This is a genomic window from Flavobacterium sp. UBA2787, from assembly GCA_002352205.1.
Classification (GTDB): domain Bacteria; phylum Bacteroidota; class Bacteroidia; order Flavobacteriales; family Flavobacteriaceae; genus Flavobacterium.
This window is the reverse complement of record DEHZ01000005.1, coordinates 92,561-113,736: the sequence shown is the minus strand read 5'-3', so window position 1 is coordinate 113,736 and position 21,176 is coordinate 92,561. Positions and strand designations below refer to the sequence as shown.

16 protein-coding genes are annotated in these 21,176 nt (G+C 31.8%); 2 read left to right on the top strand and 14 right to left on the bottom strand.

Annotation, left to right across the window (positions count from 1 at the left end; all coding sequences use genetic code 11):
- Window position 1: 1 nt before the first annotated feature.
- Genes B4N66_RS04485 through B4N66_RS04470 form a run of 4 tightly spaced genes read right to left on the bottom strand, consistent with a single transcriptional unit; the run spans window position 2 to window position 6,147 of the window.
- Window positions 2-3,649, bottom strand: a complete 3,648-nt coding sequence (locus B4N66_RS04485) for a hypothetical protein (protein ID WP_291092657.1) — start codon at window positions 3,647-3,649, stop codon at window positions 2-4.
- Entirely contained in the window at window positions 3,646-4,437 is a 792-nt protein-coding gene (locus B4N66_RS04480) for a glycosyltransferase family 2 protein (protein ID WP_291092656.1), read from the bottom strand. The genes B4N66_RS04485 and B4N66_RS04480 overlap by 4 nt, the downstream gene beginning before the upstream one ends.
- Window positions 4,427-5,218 (bottom strand): sugar phosphate isomerase/epimerase family protein, encoded by a 792-nt coding sequence (locus B4N66_RS04475; protein ID WP_291092655.1) that lies wholly within the window; start codon window positions 5,216-5,218, stop codon window positions 4,427-4,429. The genes B4N66_RS04480 and B4N66_RS04475 overlap by 11 nt, the downstream gene beginning before the upstream one ends.
- Window positions 5,218-6,147 carry an NAD-dependent epimerase/dehydratase family protein gene (locus tag B4N66_RS04470; protein WP_291092654.1) on the bottom strand — a complete coding sequence of 310 codons (930 nt, stop codon included), beginning with the start codon at window positions 6,145-6,147 and terminating at the stop codon, window positions 5,218-5,220. Before B4N66_RS04470 ends, B4N66_RS04475 begins: the two co-directional genes overlap by 1 nt.
- 125 nt (window positions 6,148-6,272) lie before the next feature.
- Between B4N66_RS04470 and B4N66_RS04465 the strand changes: the two genes are divergently transcribed.
- A complete protein-coding gene (locus tag B4N66_RS04465) occupies window positions 6,273-9,626 on the top strand; it encodes a CotH kinase family protein (protein WP_291092653.1) in 3,354 nt (1,117 codons plus the stop codon).
- Window positions 9,627-9,698: 72 nt separating this feature from the next.
- Here B4N66_RS04465 and rfbD read toward each other — a convergent pair whose 3' ends face one another.
- The 7 genes from rfbD to B4N66_RS04430 form a co-directional block, all read right to left on the bottom strand.
- Window positions 9,699-10,550, bottom strand: a complete 852-nt coding sequence (rfbD, locus tag B4N66_RS04460) for a dTDP-4-dehydrorhamnose reductase (RefSeq protein WP_291092652.1) — start codon at window positions 10,548-10,550, stop codon at window positions 9,699-9,701.
- Window positions 10,544-11,095 (bottom strand): dTDP-4-dehydrorhamnose 3,5-epimerase, encoded by a 552-nt coding sequence (gene rfbC, locus B4N66_RS04455; protein ID WP_291092651.1) that lies wholly within the window; start codon window positions 11,093-11,095, stop codon window positions 10,544-10,546. Before rfbC ends, rfbD begins: the two co-directional genes overlap by 7 nt.
- Window positions 11,096-11,137: 42 nt before the next feature.
- Window positions 11,138-11,995, bottom strand: coding sequence for a glucose-1-phosphate thymidylyltransferase RfbA (gene rfbA / locus B4N66_RS04450; RefSeq protein ID WP_291092650.1), 858 nt, complete (start codon window positions 11,993-11,995; stop codon window positions 11,138-11,140).
- A gap of 1 nt (window position 11,996) precedes the next feature.
- The gene (locus tag B4N66_RS04445) at window positions 11,997-12,983 is read right to left on the bottom strand and encodes a hypothetical protein (protein ID WP_291092648.1); all 987 of its coding nucleotides are present in this window, start codon (window positions 12,981-12,983) and stop codon (window positions 11,997-11,999) included.
- Window positions 12,984-12,989: 6 nt separating this feature from the next.
- Complete coding sequence (locus B4N66_RS04440; RefSeq protein ID WP_291092646.1) at window positions 12,990-14,684, bottom strand: DUF6909 family protein; 1,695 nt, start codon at window positions 14,682-14,684, stop codon at window positions 12,990-12,992.
- A gap of 77 nt (window positions 14,685-14,761) precedes the next feature.
- Window positions 14,762-16,249 (bottom strand): GH3 auxin-responsive promoter family protein, encoded by a 1,488-nt coding sequence (locus B4N66_RS04435; RefSeq protein ID WP_291092643.1) that lies wholly within the window; start codon window positions 16,247-16,249, stop codon window positions 14,762-14,764.
- Window positions 16,250-16,251: 2 nt separating this feature from the next.
- On the bottom strand, window positions 16,252-17,121 hold the full coding sequence (locus B4N66_RS04430; RefSeq protein WP_291092641.1) for a M23 family metallopeptidase: 870 nt from the start codon (window positions 17,119-17,121) through the stop codon (window positions 16,252-16,254).
- A gap of 170 nt (window positions 17,122-17,291) precedes the next feature.
- Between B4N66_RS04430 and B4N66_RS04425 the strand changes: the two genes are divergently transcribed.
- Entirely contained in the window at window positions 17,292-17,486 is a 195-nt protein-coding gene (locus tag B4N66_RS04425; protein WP_291092639.1) for a Sec-independent protein translocase subunit TatA/TatB, read from the top strand.
- A 132-nt stretch (window positions 17,487-17,618) separates the two neighbouring features.
- Here the strand turns inward: B4N66_RS04425 and B4N66_RS04420 are convergent, their stop codons facing one another.
- The 3 genes from B4N66_RS04420 to B4N66_RS04410 all read right to left on the bottom strand — a co-directional run bounded on the left by B4N66_RS04420 (window position 17,619) and on the right by B4N66_RS04410 (window position 21,168).
- A complete protein-coding gene (locus B4N66_RS04420; RefSeq protein ID WP_291092638.1) occupies window positions 17,619-17,846 on the bottom strand; it encodes a hypothetical protein in 228 nt (75 codons plus the stop codon).
- Window positions 17,847-18,087: 241 nt separating this feature from the next.
- Window positions 18,088-20,211, bottom strand: a complete 2,124-nt coding sequence (locus B4N66_RS04415) for a Tex family protein (protein WP_291092637.1) — start codon at window positions 20,209-20,211, stop codon at window positions 18,088-18,090.
- Window positions 20,212-20,262: 51 nt separating this feature from the next.
- Entirely contained in the window at window positions 20,263-21,168 is a 906-nt protein-coding gene (locus B4N66_RS04410) for a cation diffusion facilitator family transporter (RefSeq protein ID WP_291092635.1), read from the bottom strand.
- Window positions 21,169-21,176 lie beyond the last annotated feature (8 nt).

Sequence of the window (21,176 nt, the reverse complement as noted above, 5' to 3'; positions counted from 1 at the left end):
TTTATTTAATGAATTTAAAATTATTGGGGTAGGCTATTTTTGAACGATAAGTTTCTAAAGGCTCTGCAATTTCTACATGAATAAAATTACCTGTGTTCCAATATTTCGTTATGTTGATAACCTCTCCACTGCTCATTTCGATTTTTTTATGGGTTTTAAGCTTGCTCAAAGTTCGTTGTGAATTATCCATTAATACTACATTAAAGGGAATTCCTACGCCTCCAGACCAATTCTCATCAGTAATATTACTTAGATAAAAATCAGTGTCTTTTAATGAAAACGTACTTTTTCCATCTTCTGATATCAAAGCAAACTTACTTATTTTTAATGGTTTTTCTGTGGTCATACTGATCTTAGAAATTTTTTCATTCCACCAGTGAATGTTTGAGCTTAGTCGTATAGCATAACTATGTTTTCCCTGATTTGACCTGAATAGATATTCCAGTTTTTTATTGTTCTTATCATCAAATATGCTTACTGTTGCTGCTTGAATTGTGTCTGACTCCATTTCAACAAATAAATAATAAGGCTTGTTTTTTGGAGTATTTGGATCTAGCTGTAAAATGACATTATTCTGATTTAAAACGTCATTGAACTTAGCAACCGATTTAAATAATTTTTGATCAGCTAGTTCGCCCCAAACCATAGGTATTTCACCTAAATTGTAATTCAGAGTTTCACTATTTGTTATAAGTTCTGTTTCCCTATTTTGAATTGTTAGTTGATTCAAAATGATTTTAGAAGCATCAACATCAATTCTAACATCTTCAATAGAAGTTGGTGTATTTACTTCAAACTCATAGTTTCCTAGTGATGGAATTTGAAATGTTTTTGAATTTTCTTCTGAAAAATATTCTTCACCACTAAGCCAATAATATAATTGAACTGAACCAATAGATAGTGCTTCAATTTTTACTTTTATAGTTTTTGGATTGTTTTGATAAACGGAATCCTTACTTTGATTCGACTTATAAAGTCCGAAGATAAAAGCGTCGTTTCCGTTTTTTGTTAAAACTAGATGATTGGTTTCATTGGTTTCTACTACTATGTCGTTTTTTTGTATTTGTTCGATATTTTTTTGAGAAAAATCATTAATAGCGAAACTCTGGTTTGAGCTTATATTTAATTTGTTTTTATAGGTTTGAATTTTTTGATTTTCGACATAAATGGTAAAATCTTTTAACTTTAAAAATGGTGAATAATTTTCATTTATGTATTCTGAAATTTTATAATATTTATATTCAACAGGAATGCCGTCAATTTGATGCCAAATATTTTCTTTATTGGGCATTAATATTATTGGGATTTTAGCTTTTTTTAATTGTTCCAATGCGAAATCTTGTGATCTGTCCCCGTTAAGAAGTAACGGAGTCTGATTAACATATAATGGATTTTTTCTCCCAACTAATGCGTGATAATAATTCGTAGAAGAAAAATCAAAATACGTTTCATCTTTATGTAATAATTTATCTAAAATCTCCTTAAAGTATTTTACTTCTGCTAAGCTAAAAGTTTCACTAATTCTGGTACTATTAAATGCATAAGATGGTTGGAATTTTTCGTTAAAGGGAGCAGACGCAAAAGCCTCTTTAAAATAACTTCGGCTTTTATTTTGAAATAAAAGTGTTGTTAAGTTGATTATAAAATAACTTATGATTAAAGTGGAAAGAAAATATAAAAGATTATTTTTTCTCTTAAATATATAAATATAACATATTAGAGCCAGTGGGATTGTACTCGTGATAATGACTACATTGTTAAACAAAAAATTATGCCTAACAATTCCGCGAGGAATATTAAAATAAAAAACTAAACTAAAGAAAACGAAAAAAATTAAAGCTGCTAACTGTGATTTGTTTTCAATAATTTTATGAAAATACGATTTAACAATTATTCGCTTTAAAATTGTATTTGCTAGTAAAAACAGAGTTAAAACAGGTAAAATATAATACGTTAATCGGAAAAGAACGTGTGTAGTGTTACCCAAATCTTCATAAGCCCAATTTTGATTGGACATGGCAGTAGTTAAAAGTTCCAGTAAGCGGGAGATTGGGTTTATGCCTTTAAACAAACACAACACAACAAATAAAAGTACAGTTGCAGCTATACTAATCGCTCCGGTTTTTAAGAATGATTTAAGTTGATAAGATTTTTGAGCAAGAAAATGAATTAGAAAATAACTTACGATTCCCGCCATTGCAGAAGCAAATCCTAAGTCTAATCTATACATACAAAGAAAAATTATTGAGCCCCAAAACCAGTAAAATCGTTTGTTCGCTTTATTATTAAACAATGAAAATAATTGTAATGCGATAATTCCGCTAAATATAAAACTAGAAATGACAACACTTAACATAGGAAAACATAGCAATAAAATAAATGCATAAAACCCTCCTAAAATCCTTTTTAACAAGAAATAAACCAACAAATAAATGAATATAAAGATATAGCTTGAGTATAAAAAAGGAGACCAAGGCTCATATCCATTTAACAACCCAAAAACATAGGCAAATAGTTGATTTGACAACATATGAGCATCAAATGTCTCAATAATAGGAATACTCCCGTATCTAAAAAAATGGTCTACAGATATTCCATGATTTGCAAACTCAAAAAATTCATTTTCAGGCCCAAACATTCGCCATGGTTGCGAAATCATAAAAGCCAGACTTATAATAAGTAAAGGAAAATGATATTTTTCAATTGGATCAAAAAGAATTAATTTAGAATGTTTTCTTTTATTCAAAAAACGATAATAAAGCATAGAAATTATAATTCCGAGAATAGCAATTACTGCAAATAATTCTTTTGGTTTATTAAAAACATAATTAGTTTTAAGGTTAATTATATTGAAAATTTCTAATGATATTGAAAAAGCAATTATTATCACTGATAGAGGAATGGTTGCTAAATAAAATCGTTTATAGCTTTGAACTTCCTCTTGAGAATTATAATTGTTAGATTTAAATTTTTTTACTAAAATAAAATGAAGTATAGCCGAAATTATAAAAAAAACAGAAAAGAACACCAATAAATCAGCTGAAACCGGAAGTGGAATATTTTTTATTAGTATGGTTTCAGGAAGTATTTTAAAAATACCATTGGACTTAATAATTCTATAAAGCAAGTAAGCAAAAGGAATACTTGTAATTAAAGTCCATAATCCATTATTAAATGTGTTATTTGCTGTTTCTTTTGAGAAAAAGAAAAAATAAAATCCTAGAAATACTATAAAAAGTTCCGCTAAATCTAACTCTACAAAAAATAAACTTGTTAAAACAGAAGCTATTCCTACGATAGATATCTGTTCAATTTTTTTGAGAATACGTTTATCTAAAGTTGGATTAACAAAACGTTTATTAACAAAATAAAAAAATACTGAAAAGAAAAAAACAGTTATCAAAACCAAACTAAAAAACACAAAATAATAAAGTCTTACCCGCGAAGAAATATCAAAATTATGCAATGCCGCATTTGAAATTATATGATTTGAAAAATTAGAAATTGCAGGTTTAAATTCTAAAATACTATTCAAAAACGGAGCGTTTATCAAAAAAGAACAAAAGAAACTAAACACTAGTAATGATTTAACAAATAGTGGATGTTGATTAAATTTTTGACGAATATTTTCTAAAAGCATTATTTTCATGGGTTATAATCTCCTTTAAAATTTTTGATTAATATTTTAATTAAGTTACCATTTCCTTTAAAAAAACTAATTTTGGTGGGTGTTTTCCCAGTTTTTGGATAACTTCTTGTAACTGGTACTTCAGCTACTTTTAATCCCAGCTGCGTGGCTCTTACTGACAAATAAGCCAACAATTCATAAGTTACAAATACATCCCGAAAAGGCTGTACTTTAGGGTGTGATAAATAGTTTTTGGAATAACAGCGAAAAGCATTCGTAGAATCTGTAAATCGGTGCTTTGCCGTCAGGGATATTATTGGAGAGTGTATGAATTTTACCGCCAAATGCCTTATTAATGGTGTATTTATTGCATTTCCACCCTTTAAATAACGTGAACCTTGAACAAAATCAAAACCTTGATTCAGTTTGTCTACAAACAAAGGAACCGATTCTATACTGTCTTTATTATTGCCGTCAATGGTCACAATACCTTCATAACCTCTTTCTAAAGCAAACCAAAATCCCATTCGGAGTTGAGCTCCCTGTTTACCAAAATCTTTTTTTACCAGTAGTGTGTTCACTCCTAGTTTTTTTAATCTTTCATGCTCCATTGATTCATCAGTAGAACCACCGTCACACAGAATAATATCAACCAAATTATGAATATCAAACTCTTTGGCTCGTTGAAGTTGTTTTAAAATTCGATCTCCTTCGTTAATAATAGGAATACACAAACAGTACTTTGTTTTTTTTGATTCAAATTCATTTGATTCAAAATTTGGAACACCCTTGATGGCTTTATGAAGCATCTGATAATTGTTTTAAATAAAGAATTGTGTTTTTAACTGATTCTAATGAATTCAAATTTTTCATTTCAATGGAAACATAATTGGTGTATTCATTTTTGATTAACATATTGATTAATTCCTCATGAATTTCTCTTTTTTGTATGAGTTCCAAATAAGGTTCGCTAATGTGAATATGATTTATCCACTGGATATTTTTTTCAATGTCATTCAACTTCTCTTCATTATATAAAAATGTTCCAAAGTCAAAATTAACCTTTAATCCGTCTGAATCAATTTGTTTGACAAAATCAAAAGCTTGATTTGTTGTGTTAATAAAATTAGTACCGTATATCTCCGGATTAGGTTCGAGAGCTAAAATTGTGTCTTTAGAAGTAGCATAATTGCCCAGTTCTTTAAAGAAATCTATTGCAATTTGATTTTGATTTTCCCCAATAACTCTATTTTTGGGTGAGCCAAAAACTAAATTTTTACAACCTATGGATTGGGCAAAATCTATTGATTTTTTTATATAATCTGAAATTAATTTTCGCTCTTCCTCAGAACTAAAAATTGCTTCATTTTTTCCAAAACAAATGGACTGCATTGATGAAATTTCAAGTTGGTATGTTTTTTTTAACCGCATGGAAAATTCTGTAGCTTCGTTTAATTTTTCATAAGGATTCTCCTGAAAAATTCTTGTTGGAGCTATTTCTAAACCTGAAAAATTGACTTTTTTTAAAAAATCATACATTTCAAAATCTTCTTCAGCAGACCATGCTATATTAGATATTGATAGTTTCATTATTTGTTCTCCTTAATAAATAATTGAATATCATTTAAGAGTGATTCTTTATTTCGAATGTATTTTTCAGAATCATTAAATTTTATAGCATGTATTGAATGAAAATTGTAATGTGGTGGATTTATTGCTATTTCATTTTTAAACTTTTTGCCGAATACAGATTCATAAATTTCATTTGCCGAAATGGGCTCTGTGGCTAAATTCAATTTTTTAATTCCCATTTGTAATGCCATTGAAATATCACTCCATAAATGGTTCAAATTATAAAACTGAAAAATGCTTCGACTATCCGTAAAATTAAGTGCTGAAAAATTTATACTTAAAAACTGCTCTTTTAATTGCTCTTTTTCATCTGCAGAAATTGGATTAAGTTTATAAAAAGCATTCTCCTGTTTTGTATAATAATCATTAATCCATTGATTTGTTATGGCTAATTCTAAAAACTTTTGCTCAGATAACATTGCTGGAACTATATGGATTAAATCATAAATAAAATTCTTTTTAAGGTTTTTTCCAAATAATGCGGGTAATCTAACAATAAGATAATCTTCTATGTTTTCTTCAACCCATCGCTCTAAATATAGTCTGTTTTTGCCATAAGCTTGATTACTTTCATATTCAATTAGGCTATTTTCATGAACTAATTGTGGAATTGGATAAACATCTACTGTAGAAATTAAAATTAGCTTTTTTGAGTCTATTTTCTTGATGTTTTCTATTGCAGTTTTGATGATTTCAAAGTCTTTTTCGGGTTGGCTATTTGCCAAAAACTTTTCTGCTCTTACACCAGAATATATTAATATATCAGATTTACAACCAAATGAATCTTCTATATTTGAAGAATTAAAAATTCCGTCGAAGCGGGTTTGATCAATAAGATTTGACCCAACAAAACCTGAATAACCTACCAATATTTTGTTTAAACTCATGTCGTTTATTTTATACTTGACTTTTAAAACTCAAAGATACATTTTGTTCCCACTAATTAAAAAAGAAAAACCATTAATTAAAATTTAACTATTTTTGCAAAATTCCTACTAATATCTAACCACCCATGAAATTACAAAAAACGATCTTTTTCGTAAGTTTACTATTTTTGTTTTTTAGTGTAGAAGCCCAAAACATTGTTATCAACGAAATCATTACATCTAATTCTACCGTTAACACAGATGATGATGGAAGTTATGAAGACTGGGTAGAACTCTACAACACAGGAACAGAAATCATTAACCTTTTAGGTTACGGATTATCAGACAATGACAACCTTTTTAAATGGACTTTTCCTAATTATTCTATTCAGCCCGGAGAACACTTACTAATTTGGTGTTCTAACAAAAACAGAACGAATCCCGATTTTCCACTTCATACCAATTTTGCTATCAGTGCCGGCGGAGAAACAATTTCACTTACATATCCAGATGGTACTATTGCCGATCAAATTCCTGCCATTGTTATCCCTCAAAATTTTTCATACGGAAGGGCTCCAAGTGGCTCATCAACTTTTTTAATTTTTCAGGAACCAACGCCTGGGACATTAAACCCTAGTGAAGGTGCCGCTGATGAATTGAGTGCCCCTCAATTTTCGGTAAATTCAGGGTTTTATACTGATGGTTTTACACTTACAATTTCTCATCCCGACCCAGAAGTTAATATACTTTATTCCCTCGACGGGTCTGAACCAATGGCAGAAAATCTTGGAGGAAAATCATACCTCTACAAAAATCAGTATGAAGAATTTCCCGGACAAGAAACAGGCGAATTGCTGGAAGAATCATTTTCCACTTTGATTTACACAAATCCGATTGAAGTGATTGATCGAAGTGAATTACCTAACAAAATATCCTCAATTTCTTCCACATTTCATCAAAATCCCTTTTATACTCCAGACTTTCCAGTTTTTAAAGGAACCGTAATTAGAGCAAAAGCTATAAAAGAGGGTTCTCTTTCTAGTGAAACAGTAACCAAAACCTATTTTATTTCTCCCGAAGAATCAAACCGTTATTCTATTCCGGTAGTTTCTATCAGCTTGGATGAAGAGCATTTTTTTGAATATGAAAATGGAATATATGTTGCCGGAAAAGATTTTGACGATTGGCGGACAAATAATCCTGACGGTAATGCTCTTTGGTCTGATGCAAATTATAAAAGGAGCGGTGATGAAACCGAAAAAAAAGCCCACTTTAGTTTTTTTAAGAATGGAAACGAAATTATTAATCAAAACATTGGTTTACGAATTAATGGTGGTTTTACAAGAATTTCTCCAAATAAATCGCTTCGCTTATATGCTCGTTCAGAATATGGTAGTAGCACTTTTAATCACACTTTTTTTGAAAATTCATCTTACTCAAGTTTCAAACGATTAATATTAAGAAATTCTGGAAATGATTTATCTTCAACCTATTTTAGAGATGCATTTATACAAAGAACAGTTAATCACTTAAATTTTGACACACAAGCCTATCAACCAACAATTACTTTTTTAAATGGGGAATATTGGGGAATTTTAAATATGAGAGAACGTTTTGATCGTCATTACTTCGAACGTGTTTACAACATCGCAGATGGCGACTTAGATTTCTTGGAATACAATGGTTTTTTGGTTCAAGAAGGTGATTTTGAACATTATGCTGCTATGTTGAATTTTATTGAAAGTAATAATCTAAATAACGTTGCTAATTTTAATTATGTTACTACACAAATGGATACGGAAAATTATGCCGACCATTTTATTGCTAATATTTATGCCCGAAATACGGATTGGCCGCACAATAACATCGAGTTTTGGAGAAAAAGAACCGAACAATATGAACCCGATGCTCCTCATGGCCAAGACGGCAGATGGCGATGGGTGCTAAAAGACACCGATTTTGGTTTTGGTGGCGATGGCGGACCACAATCTTATGAACATAACACCTTAGCTTTTGCAACTTCAACCGGTGGCGATGAAACAACAAATCCGGAATGGTCAACCCTAATTTTACGAAAATTACTTGAAAATACTACTTTCAAAAATAATTTTATCAATCGTTTTGCTGATTTGATGAATACAACCTATTTACCGGAACGTGTGGTAGGCATCATCAACGAAATGAAAAGTGGTGTAGAAGCAGAAATTATTGAACACGGACAACGTTGGAATTCCATTAACTCGTTAGAGTTTTGGAATTCTAACATCGATGTGATGATCGAATTTTCAAACGAAAGACCAATACATCAACGAAATCATATTTTGGAAAAATTTGAAATTGAATCAACGTTAGGTGTCCAATTAGATGTTTCTGATGAAGAACACGGTTTTGTTAAAATCAATACAATTGAAATCATTCCTGCAACACCTGGTGTTCAAGAAAATTCCTATCCTTGGTTAGGAATTTACTTTAAAAGCATTCCAATCACATTAAAAGCCATTGCGAAACCCGGTTATGTGTTTAGTCATTGGTCCGGAGCTTCAATAAGTCCGGAAGAGGAAATTACAATCATTCCAAACACAAACATTCAGCTTACGGCTCATTTTGTAGCTTCTGAAGAACTAGAAGATGTTCCTATTTACTTTTGGGTAATGGATAGTGCTGTTCCGAATGATACTCCATTAATTGAAATCAATTCTTCATTTGAAATTCCTGGAGAAGGAGTACTTCTTTTTGAGTCGTGTTTAGAAGGCTATCCGTTTGACAACACTCACCCAAATTGGAGAAAAGCATCCATGGAACGCAGGAATAGTCCAACCGAATTAAACTATATTCCGGAAGCTAACAATGATATACCATTTGAAACCGCCAATATGCGTGGTTTACAAATAAAACAACCTTTTCAACAGAATGGCCTGGAAAACCAAATGATTTTTGACTTTTCAACTTCTGGCTATCAAGATATTTTGTTTGGTTTTGCTGCCAAAGATGAAGAGGCTGCAGATGCTATTTTGGTTGATTACTCAATTTCAGAAAACACGCCTATTTGGACAACTGATGGGTTAATCTCAACCTCTTTAGACCTGTCTGATGAGTATCAATTATATGAAGTTGATTTTTCTTCAATTGAAGCAGTGAATAATAATCCAAACTTAAAAATTCGTCTCCGTTTTGAGGGAGAAAACATGACACAAGATAATGGCAATCGAGTAACATTCAATAACTTTAGCATTAAAGGAATTCAAGAAACTTTTGATATTGTAGATCCAATTCCAGCTCTTCAATTTAATATTTATCCCAACCCGGTTTCTGAAGAATTGTATATTGTTCATGGATATAAAGCAGTAGATTATAAACTATTTTCAGTAGATGGAAAATTGGTTAAAAACGGACTTTTAAATGGTTTAAAAATAAATATGTCTAATCTTCAAAGCGGACTTTATATTCTTCAACTAGAGGTAGATGACAAAAAAGAAATTAAAAAGATTGTAAAAAAATAATAAAATTAATACCTAACAAAAGTCCAATGATTTAGTATTCTCATTGGACTTTTTTATTTGTTAAAACAAAAATTAAGCGTTTTTCAGACTCTCCTCCCAATGTTTAACCTCAACTCCAAAAGCATTTTTAATCTTCTTTTTATCCAAAACACTATAATCCGGACGTTTTGCAGGTGTTGGGAATCTTGTTGTTGGAATGGGTTCCAAATTAATCTTGATGTTATTAAATTCAAATATTTTCTTAGCAAAATCATACCAGCTGCATTGGCCTTCGTTGGAGAAGTTGTAAATGCCAAAATTGTCGGTTGTCGGTTGTCGGTTGTTGGTTAAGATAATTTTAATCAAGACTTCTGCTAAATCGACAGCGTTTGTTGGCGTTCCGATTTGATCGTTTACAACTGATAGTTTATCTCTTTCAGAAGCTAACCGAAGCATGGTTTTCATAAAATTATTTCCAAACCGCGAATAAACCCAAGATGTACGAATTATAAAATGTTTATCCCACGTTTCTTGAATGGCTTTTTCGCCGTCTAATTTGGTTCGACCATAAACACCTGTTGGATTTGGAAAATCCTCTTCTGTATAAGGAGAATCTTTAGTTCCGTCAAAAACAAAATCAGTGGAAATATGAAGTAAAATAGTGTTAAATTTTTTACAAACCTCTGCCAAATTCTTTGCTCCAAAAACATTGATTAAATGTGCTTTCTCTAGTTCACTTTCTGCTTTGTCAACGGCTGTATAAGCTGCAGCATTAATGCAACAATTGGGTTTAAATTGTTCAAAAAGCTGTTTAATGTTGTTTAAATTAGTTATGTCTAACTTACTTGAATCACAGAAAACAAATTGAACATCAGAATGGATTGAAGCAATGAATTGTAGAGCCTGTCCCAATTGTCCGCTAGCACCTGTAACTAAAACTACCATGCTTTTTTTGCGTTTTCTAACGTTGGTAAATGGGTGTCTTTTTCTGAAATAATCAGTTTTTCGGTTTCAAAATTCCAATCAACTCCAATGGTTGAATCATTGAAAATAATTCCACCTTCTGATTCTTTGTTATAAAAATTATCGCATTTATAAAAAAAAGTGGCTGTTTCACTAAGTACTAAAAAACCATGTGCAAATCCTCTTGGCACAAAAAATTGTTTTTGGTTTTCGGCAGATAAAATGACTGCTTCATATTGTCCAAAGGTTGCAGAACCGGGTCTGATATCTACGGCAACATCTAAAACTTCACCTTGAATCACACGAACCAATTTGGCTTGTGCAAATTCACCTGTTTGATAATGCAATCCTCTTAAAACGCCTCTTGATGAAAACGATTGATTATCCTGCACAAAATGCACCGACTGTTCAAGGGCATTTTGAAAAGTTCGTTCATTAAAACTTTCCATAAAATAACCACGTTCGTCTATAATTATTTTTGGTTCTATAACAAAGCAACCTTTGAGCTTAGTTTCTGTAAATTTCATAGTAATAATGTGTCAATTTGACAATTAGTCAATTTGCCAATATTAGAGTAAACCCATTAAATGAGTTCCGTAACCGCTTTTTAATAATGGTTCTGCTAAACTTTTTAACTGATTTGAATCAATAAAACCCATTTTATATGCTGCTTCTTCGATAGCTCCAATTTTTAAACCTTGTCTTTCTTCAATTACTTGCACAAATTGACCGGCTTGCATAAGCGATTGAAACGTTCCGGTATCTAACCAAGCTGTTCCTCTGTCTAAGATACTTACTTTCAAATTTCCTCGGTTTAAGTATTCTTTATTCACATCTGTTATTTCTAATTCTCCTCGATGACTTGGTTTTATGTTCGCTGCGATTTCCAATACATCATTATCATAAAAATAAATTCCCGGCACAGCATAATTCGATTTTGGGTGAGTTGGTTTCTCTTCAATAGAAATAACTTTTCCATTAGCATCAAAATCAACTACACCATAACGTTCCGGATCGTGCACATGATATGCATAAATGATTCCGCCATTAGGATTGCTATTTGCTTGAAGTAGTTCTGCTAATCCGGTTCCGTAGAAAATATTATCTCCTAAAATTAGAGCAACTTTATCATTACCAACAAATTCTTTTCCAATAATAAATGCCTCTGCCAAACCGTTTGGATGTTCTTGAACAGCGTATTCAAAACGACAGCCTAATTTACTACCATCACCTAAAAGCTGACGAAATAAAGGTAAATCATGTGGTGTAGAAATAATTAAAATTTCATTAATACCTGCCCACATAAGTGTTGAAAGAGGATAATAAATCATCGGTTTATCGTAAATTGGCATTAGTTGTTTACTAACGGCCAATGTTAACGGATGTAATCGTGTACCGGATCCTCCGGCTAAGATAATACCTTTCATTTTAACTGTTTGTTTGTTTGCTTTTCAATGCTTGCTTTTTATAAAAACTTAAAATACCTTTAAAACTAATAAATAAAAGCAGAAAAATAAACGGAATAATGAATTTCATTTTACCATTTGTTCCTTTGGTGTTTTTACGATTTAAAATAACACTAGTTTCTTTTACTGTTTTATCTAAAATCACCAAATCTACACGTTTTTGACCTTGGTCTCTTATCAGCTCATCTTTAGTTTTTATCACTTCATTTAACTCTGTATTCTCATTGTAATAAACTAATTTATCACTGTGAGAGCCACTCGTCTTGTTTTTAAATTGATTCATTAAAGCATCTATCTGACTGATAATAGAGTCATTTGCTTTCATTTTAATATCAATATTGTTTAGGTATTCTTTTTTTATTTTATTAAAATAATCACTATCATTTAAAAAACTTAAAATTGGCTTAACCGTTTCATCTTCGGTAGATTTTTTTGAGGTTGTAAAAGAAATTGTGTGAAAAGGGTAATTTTTACTAGTTAATTCTTGTTCAACAATTTTATCGATACTTCCGTCTTCGGCAAATAATTTAATTAACTCAAAATTTTCTTCGTTGTTTCTAATAAATTTATAAACATCAATTATTGGCTCAATTTCTATATTACCGAATTTTTTTGTGTTTTTAATTCCAATTTTTTTCAGAAAATTCGTGTCTCCTTCATTAATTTTAGATTGTAATAAATCAACTTTTGCATATACATAATCAGTGCTTCCAAAATTTGGAGAAACAATAATTTGGTGATCATATGATTTAATTTTTTTATCTAAATAAAATCCTATTCCTGCTCCAACTATAAAAAGAACTATTAGTACAATAATGTTTCTTTTGATAAATAGAATAAATCGAAAGACCATAGTTAATAAACTTTCAAAAATTCCATTAACTTTTTGGGATATTTTTGTTAAGTCAATTTCTTGATTATCAGAATTAATGGGTGAGTTTGAGCTCATACTTGTTTATTTAGAATTAAAAATTTGTTCTAATATTTTTATGGTAATTAAATACGTTGGCTTAACACCGGTAGTTCCTAAACCACCTGATGCCAAAGTGCTTCCTGTTTCCAACGGATTGTCAGAAGCGTAATACGCATAACGAACTTTTACGTTTTCTGGTATACTTTTTCTAATTTTCGAAGCAGATTGAATCGCTTTTTGATAATAAGCTCCTTCCATTTCCAAACCAATTACACCCCAAGTAGATTCATGGAAAAATTTCAACAAATCTTTGTTTTGAAGCGATGTTCCTAAAACGGTCACCATTGGTCCGGCAAAAACCGGAATGTCATTGCCATAAAACATATTGGGTGACAATTGGTTTTCAAACGGATAATTATCCCCAGTTCCTTCGTTAATGTGAGCAGACGGAATCATAATATCGCCTTTTCCTCCTTGAAGAATTCCTGCTTTTCCCATAATAGAAACGGATTCTACATTTAAAAATGTTTGACTGTTATTTTCTTCTTTGTAAGCTTTCAATAATTCATCGATGGTTTCATAGGCTTGTTCGCCAAAGGCATAATCCATCACAATTAAAACAGGTTGTTGCTTGGCAATTTTCGCTTTTGGAAAGGCGGTTTTAGAAAAATCTATTTTTGCCGTATCAAAAACTTGCACATCAATGTTGGTTCCTGAAGTGTCAAGTAGCGAAATCATTCCACTTTTCAGAGCTACATCTTCCACTTTTTTACGTAATTCATTTGCTCCTGACTTACTTAATTCTTCATATATAAAGAAATCCGGTTTGTCTTTGAATTTTGTTTTTAAAACATTTGTTGCAAAAATTGAATTCATAACACTATGCATGTTGGCACTAATGATGTGAATCGGTCTGTCTAACAATTCATTTTCTTTCAACACATCTTTGATACGAGTTGCCCAAAATTCACCGTGAATATGATGTCCAAGACGTTCCCTCAAAATTGGACTAAAAGTGATAGTTCTTTTGTTATTTTCTAAAACTTCTTCAATCGCAATTTTTCCTAACCAATAAATAATGTGTAAAAAACGATCCGGTTTTTCGGTTGTTCCAAATGAATCATAAATGTCTAAAACTTCCGAAAAACTTCTTCCTAACACATTGGATGCATGCGAAATCGCTTTTTCTTTATCAATTTGGGATAATTTTTTTCCTTGTAAAACATACTGTTCTACTTTTTGCCAATCGCGAGTTACTTCTAACTGATTTTCATCTAATAAAACGCGGTCTTTAATTTTATGTGATTCGATGAAAATAAACGTCAAGTGCGTTAGAATATCATAAATATCAGAACGTCCTCTGGTGATTTCCACATTCATTTGTTCTTCGTCAATTCGGTAGCAGTTTCGTCTTCTTTTTGGCGGAACAATCGCTTGAAAATGCGATTTAGAATAACCTTCGTCTGAAGTTAAATTGATGTATCGACACTCTTCAATTCCAATCGGAAGTCGTTCGATAACATATAATAATCCGTTTAATTCTACTTTTTCTTCGGCAATGGTTCCATAAATTTCCGGACGCAATTGCAATAATGCTTCTCGTAATGTTTCACCCGAAACACCCATTGGCTTATAAAAACCACGGTTAAACAAATGACGCATTGTGATGTATAATCGCTCAATCGCTGAAGAAGATTCTTGTGCTCTTGAACGGGATATGTTTTTTATTTCTTTCATTAAATTCTATTTTCTAACTGGCAAAGGTAGTTTTTTTTAACGTATTTTATGAAAATGTCATTCAGTATGATTGATGACTATTTAGATTTCAACTTATCTGCAATTCCTCTATCATTACTCAAACGAGGCAATTTATTTTGACCACCCAATTTTCCGATGGATTTCATATAATCTTGGAAACCGTTTTGTGAAACTTTGGTCACAATCAATGTTCGCAATACTTTCCCAACAATTAAATCATCATAATAAGCATTTTGTTTTCGCATGGCATCATCAATTTTTAGAGCAAAAACCTCTAAATTTTCAGGTTCGTTTTCAAATTCTATAAACCATTCGTGATAAGGCAAACCTGTTTCAGGAGAAATTTGTGGAGCAACCGTAAACTCGTTTACTCGAATTGACGAACCTTCCATCGCTTCTTTCAAAGCATGTTCTACTTCTTTACCGATGACGTGTTCGCCAAAAGCAGAAATAAAATGTTTGATTCTGCCGGAAACAATCAATCGATGAGGCTTTAATGATGTAAATTGCACGGTATCACCAATGTTATAACCCCAAAGGCCTGCATTTGTGGAGATAATTAAGGCATAATTGACTCCTAATTCAACTTCGCCAATGGTATATCGTTTTGGATTTTCGGTAAAAAATTCATCCGCTTTGATGAATTCATAAAAAATTCCAGCGTTCAATAATAGCAACATTCCTTTTTCATTTTGCTTGTCTTGATAAGCAAAAAATCCTTCGGAAGCCGGAAACAATTCAACTGAATCAACTTTTCTTCCAATTAAATTTTCAAATTTCGCACGATACGGTTCAAAATTCACTCCACCATAAACATACAAACTAAAGTTTTTAAAAAGTTCGCCTACTTTCTTTCCTGATTTTTGCTGTAATTTTTCAAAATACATTTGAACCCAAGCCGGAATTCCTGAAATAACTGTCATATCTTCGTTGATAGTCTCATCAACTATAGCATTCACTTTGGTTTCCCAATCTTCAATGCAATTGGTTTCCCAAGAAGGCATTCTGTTTTTAGTCAAATATTTCGGAACATAATGAGCCACAATGCCTGATAATCGTCCTAATTTGATTCCGTTTTTAACTTCCAAAATTGGACTTCCTTGTAAAAAAATCATTTTTCCTTTTAAAAAATCAGCTTTTCCGGTTTCATACACATAACTCAACAAAGCATTTCTGGCGGCACTAATATGAAAAGGAATTGATTCTTTGGTAAGCGGAATGTATTTTGCTCCCGAAGTAGTTCCGGAAGTTTTGGCAAAATAAACCGGTTTTCCAGGCCACAAAATAGCTTCTTTTCCTTGAACAACTAAATCAACATAAGGTTTTAGAGCTTCATAATCTCGAACCGGAACTTGGTTAGCAAAATCTTTAAAAGACTTAATTTTCTTGAAATGATGGTCTTTTCCAAACTTTGTTTGAGAAGCCATTTTAATCAAATCATCAAAAACCTTTTGTTGCGTTTCAACTGGCTTTGAAGACCATTTTAAAGTGTCTTTATTTACTTTTTTTGCTAATAATTTAGCTGCAATAACTTTGATTATCATATTTATTCAAAATCAATAAATTGGGTAGGGTCGATGGTAAATCCATCTTTCCAAAGTTCAAAATGCAAATGAATTCCGGTTGATTCTTTTCCTGTAGATCCGGCCAAACCAATTACTTCACCTGTTCGCACAACATCACCTTGCGTTTTTGTCAAAGTAGCTGCATGTTTATACACCGATAAAATAGCATCTCGGTGTTTGATGATAATTACGTTTCCTGTTGAAGGTGTCCAATCTGCAAAAACTACAGTTCCATTAGCTACCGATTTAATCGGAGTGTCTTTTGGAACCGCCACATCAACGGCAAAATGTTTATTTACGGCACTGTATTTTTCGGTTATATGTCCTCTTACAGGAGGAAACAATACCAAATTTACTTTTGATTGAGCTTTTTCAAAAAGGTTGTATTTATCTTCCATAGCTACTTGTTCACGCAGTTTTAATTCCTCTTCAGAAGGATTTAATTCCTCTTTCGAAATATCAACATTTCCAGGGTTCAAAATAGAATCCTTATTGAACTTAGCATACTCTAAGTCGCCGGTTAGAATCTTTTTAATCGATTGGATATAGAGTTCGTTTTTCTTTACTTCCAAAGCTAAAGAATCGGATTTTACAGCTAAGATAGTAGCGTCTTTTTTCAATTTATTAGAGGCATAGCCAGGAATAAATTCCCGTAAAGGTGTAAAAGCAATAATATAAGTTGTAATAGAAATGATTAAAATAGCCGAAATGGTTACCACCACAAAAACATTCATCAAATTAAGTTTTAATGAAAAAATCTCTTCAAATGATTCTTCATTTAAAATTACCAAGCGGTTTTTGGTAAACAATTGTTTTTTTAGCCGTTGTCTTTTTAGTCTTTTGCCAGACATGTTTTTATTTTAATATACAAATATAAGAATTAAAGCTTCTTTAAAAAGCGTCATTTTTCTTGTTTTACACAAATATAATCCACTTTAACGCAGTTTTTAGTTAAGAATTGCTTATATTCTGAACAACTACATTAATTTATTTTTACCTTTGTAGTCTCAATTTAGATATTATGAATGTATTAGCAATATTTTTAGGTTTTATTGGTCCTTGGCAAATAGGTTTAATCATTGTCGTGATTTTGCTTTTATTTGGTGGAAAAAAAATTCCGGAATTGATGAAAGGCTTAGGAAGCGGAATCAAAGAATTTAAAAATGCCGCCAAAGAAGACCAACCGGCCGACAAAAAAGAAGAAGACAAAAAATAATACGTTTTGTTTCTATACATAAAATTCCAAATACTATCATTTAAGATTTGTATTTGGAATTTTTTTTGCAAAGAAAAAGTCACCGAGAAAAACTCCCGATGACTTAACAAATATATATGAAGGTTAATTATTTTATTCTTCTTTTTTAGCCTCTTTTTTGGCTTTTATTTCTGCTTCATTTTTTGGATCCATTGCTTTTAGTGCTTCAGCTTCTTTTGCATCTTTCTCAGCTTTTTTGGCTTCAGCTGTTTTTTCCGTTGTAGTTGTGTTTACTTTTTCCGTTTTTTCAACTTTCTTTGTTTCCTGTGCAAAAACAAATACTCCTGACAATAGCATTACGCTTAAAATTAACTTTTTCATTTTTCTTGGTTTTATTAGCTTATGGTTGATTAGTCATAAACAATAAAAATGCCGAATAAAAAATAAATTATAATAGCTGTTGAAAGATGGAGAATGAATTGTTTTTAATTAATTGATTTTCAGCTATTTAATTTTAAAAATATTAAAAGTTGTTTTTTAAATTTAAAAAAACAACTTTTATAAGAATGAGTAAAATTAGGTGAAATTTAAAAATCAATTGTGTAAAAATTACTCGTTTTAGTTATAGAATCATCGTCAACTGAATCCTTTTTCTTACTTCATCCACTTCAACCACTTTTACTTGAATGTGTTGATGCAATTTCACTACTTCATTCACATCCGAGACAAAACCGGCTTTGAGTTGTGAAATATGAACCAAGCCACTTTCTTTTAAACCTATATCTACAAAACAACCAAAAGCGGTGATGTTGTTGACAATTCCGGGCAAAATCATTCCTGTTCTTAAGTCTGACATTTTTTTGACATTCGGATCAAATTCAAAAACTTTTGCCGATTTTCTCGGGTCAAGTCCTGGTTTTTCTAGTTCTTTTAAAATGTCTTTAATTCCTAAAATTCCAATGGTTTGGTTGGTATAATTTTCGGGTTTGATTAAGGAAATTTTTTCTTTATTTCCTATTAAATCAGTTAATGAAATTTTCAAATCTTTCGCCATTTTTTCCACAATTGAATAAGCCTCAGGATGTACTGCCGAATTATCCAATGGGTTTTTCCCGTTTTGAATACGAATAAAAGCTGCTGCTTGTTGATAGGCTTTTTCGCCTAATCGTGGCACTTTTTTCAATTGCTTTCGATCTTCAAACGGACCATTTTCCGAACGAAAATTTACGATGTTTTCAGCCATTTTTTCGCCAATTCCGGAAACATAACTCAACAATGATTTACTGGCGGTGTTCAAATTTACCCCAACCGAATTTACGCATCGAACCACTACAGTATCCAATTCTTCTTTTAATTTGGTTTGATCTACATCGTGTTGGTATTGTCCCACTCCGATTGATTTGGCATCAATTTTTACCAATTCTGCTAACGGATCTGAAAGTCTTCTTCCAATAGAAACGGATCCACGAACGGTTACATCATAATTTGGAAATTCATCGCGTGCAATTTTAGATGCTGAATAAACCGATGCTCCCGCTTCAGAAACTACAAACACTTGAATCGGTTTGTCAAAAGCAATTTTTTTGATGAAAAATTCCGTTTCACGACTGGCAGTTCCGTTTCCGATTGAAATTGCTTCAATGTTGTACGCATTGACCATCGAACGAATTTTTTTCATCGCCATCGCATTTTCATTTTGTGGCGGATGAGGATAGATGGTTTCGTTGTAGAGCAAATCGCCTTTTTCATCCAAACAAACCACTTTACAACCCGAACGATAACCCGGATCGATGGCCAAAATTCGTTTTTCACCCAAAGGCGGAGCAAGCAATAACTGACTTAAATTTTGAGCAAAAACTTCAATGGCTTTTGCATCCGCTTTGGTTTTAAATTCTTGTAGCGTTTCGTTGGAAATGGCTGGTTCTAACAAGCGTTTATAGCTGTCTTTTATGGCTAATTTCAGTTGATGTGCGGTTTCTTTATTGTTTTTAATGGTATTATTTTCGATGAATTCCAATGCTTCTTCAGGCTCGATTTCGATATTCATTTTCACAAAACCTTCTGCTTCTGCTCGCAACATGGCCAATAATCGATGAGAAGGTGCTTTGGAAAGTGGTTCAGCCCAATCAAAATACTGATTAAATTTTTGAGCATTTTCATCGTCTTTTTTTGATTTCACTACTTTAGTAGAAACAACTGCTTTTCGTTGAAACAATCGACGCAAATTTTTACGAATAAACGTATTTTCATTGATCCATTCGGCAATAATGTCTCTTGCTCCTTGTAAGGCTTCGTCTTCATTGGCTACTTTATCGTTCAAATATTTTGAAGCAATGAACTCAATATCATCGCTGTTTTGTGCCATAATAATCTTCGCCAACGGTTCCAATCCTTTTTCACGGGCTGCATCGGCTTTGGTTTTTTTCTTCTTTTTGTATGGTAAGTAGAAATCTTCAATTTCTTGTAAATCGAAAGAATTTTCAATTTTCAATTTTAACTCCGGAGAAAGTTGTCCTTGCTCTTCAATTGCCTTTAAAATAGATTCTTTTCGCTTAACAATTTCTTCAAATTGCTTGTTATGTTTAAAAATTTGCTCAATTTGCACTTCATCTAAATTACCGGTTTGATCTTTCCGATAACGAGAAATGAAGGGAATTGTGCAATCTTCGGAAAGAAGTTGTAACGTATTTTCAATTCCTTTAACCGGAAGTTGTGTGGCGTTTTGAATATATTGAATTTGATTCATTATAGTTATTTATAGTGGTAAAATGTGATTTCTTTTTTTGTAAGAGTAGTATCAATCCTGCACAATAAAATCCTTCGGATCAACCTTCTGAAATTCCGGTTGAATATTCACGTGATTGATATTGAATTTTTCATAAAGCACTTCTTCAATTTCATGCAATAAATCGTTGAATTCACTCATTTTAATGTCGGCTGCACAGTCGAGATGAGCTTCTAAATGCAATTCTTCTTCGTTTAAATGCCAAACGTGAATGTGATGTAATTTGCCAACTCCTTTAATTTGATGTACTTCTCTAACAATTTCTTTAATGTCGATTGTATCCGGTGTAAACAACATCAACATTTTAGTAGATTTTATAAATAAATCTGTTCCAACAATGATTAAATAAACAGCAATCAACAATGTCATCACACTATCTACCCAATAAATTTGGTAGAATTTCATCAATAAACCACCGGTTAAAACCGCGACAGAAGCCATCATATCAGTGAATAAATGCAAATAAGCCGATTTCATATTCAAATTATGAGCCGCATCTTTACGAAGTAATAAAACAGAAAATCCATTGACAGCAATTCCTAAAAGTGCCAACCAAATCACTAAACTGGATTCAATGGGTTCAGGATGTGCTAATTTAATTATCGCATGATAAATCAATATAAATGCCACAACTATCAACGTGGAGGCATTAATAAACGCTGCAATCAATTCAGCTCTTTTATAACCAAATGTGTGACTGATGGAAGCTTTTCTTCTGGATAATTTATGAGCCACCAAACTAAAAATGAGCGAAAGCACATCGGAAAAATTGTGTAATGCATCAGAAATTAAAGCCAAACTTCCTGAAACAATTCCACCAATCACTTGAGCAATCGTAATCAATGTATTGAGTAAAATGGATAAAATCAGATTTTTTCCGGTTACATTGTGCTTGTGGATTTTTGGGTTGGTGGACATTTAGGTTT